Consider the following 801-nt stretch of genomic DNA (forward strand, 5'->3'; position numbering starts at 1 on the left):
CCGCGGAGACCACCACCGTGTGCGACACCCCTGGGGTGTTGTCCACGAAATTGGTGATCAGCCAGTTCAGGTTCTGTGCGGCCTGGCTCATCTGACTCAACTCAACGCTCCTGGTGGTTCGAGCCGCCGAAGAGATCGGTGCTGCGATTCTGCTGTCCGTTGCCGGACGGGTCTACCTGATCGGGGTCGATCCGGAAGCTTCCGGTGGTGCCGGCACTGCGGCCCTGCTCGACGCCGCGGCGCAGGTTGGTGAGCCGGCCGCGGACCTCCTCGGGCGCGCGGGAGACCTGCGGTCCGTCCTGCGGGGTGGGCTTGGCGTTGCCCGCCACCAGGTTCTGCTTCGGCACGCGCCGGGGCAGGCCGGCGGGGGTGGTGCCGCCGGAGGAGGGCTCGCGCAGCTTCTCGGCCCGCTGCCAGTCGCCGTCGTTGGGCGACTGCCAGTCGGCGTTGCCGGCGGCGGTCGGGCCGGTGGGCCCGTAGCCGCCGAGGGCGGACACGTCGTGGCCGCGGGGCTCGGCCGGGGTGGCGGAGGTGTCCTTGGCGCCGGTGAACCAGTTCGGGCTGTCGCCGCCGCCGTTGCCGTCCTGGCCGGCCGGGAAGCCACCGCCGGCCAGCTGCTGGCCGGGGCGGCGCTGCGGCAGCCCGGACGGCAGGGTGGTGGGGGCGGCGGGGGCGGTGTCGGCGGCCGGGAGGGCGGGCTGCTCGGGGGCGTACGGGTGGCCCGCCGGGGCCTCCTCGGTCGGCCGGCCGTACTGCTCGTCGGCGTAGCCGGACCCGTCGTAGCCGGTGTCCTGGCCGTAC

The 801-nt window shown here is 74.9% G+C and carries 2 pseudogenes; both read right to left on the reverse strand.

Annotation, left to right across the window (positions count from 1 at the left end):
- Window positions 1-91 (reverse strand): annotated as a pseudogene (locus ABZW10_RS38575) (roadblock/LC7 domain-containing protein); the annotation flags it as partial.
- 10 nt (window positions 92-101) lie between these two features.
- Window positions 102-801, reverse strand: a pseudogene (locus tag ABZW10_RS38580) (hypothetical protein); the annotation flags it as partial.

This window comes from Kitasatospora sp. NPDC004723 (genome assembly GCF_040609255.1).
Classification (GTDB): domain Bacteria; phylum Actinomycetota; class Actinomycetes; order Streptomycetales; family Streptomycetaceae; genus Kitasatospora.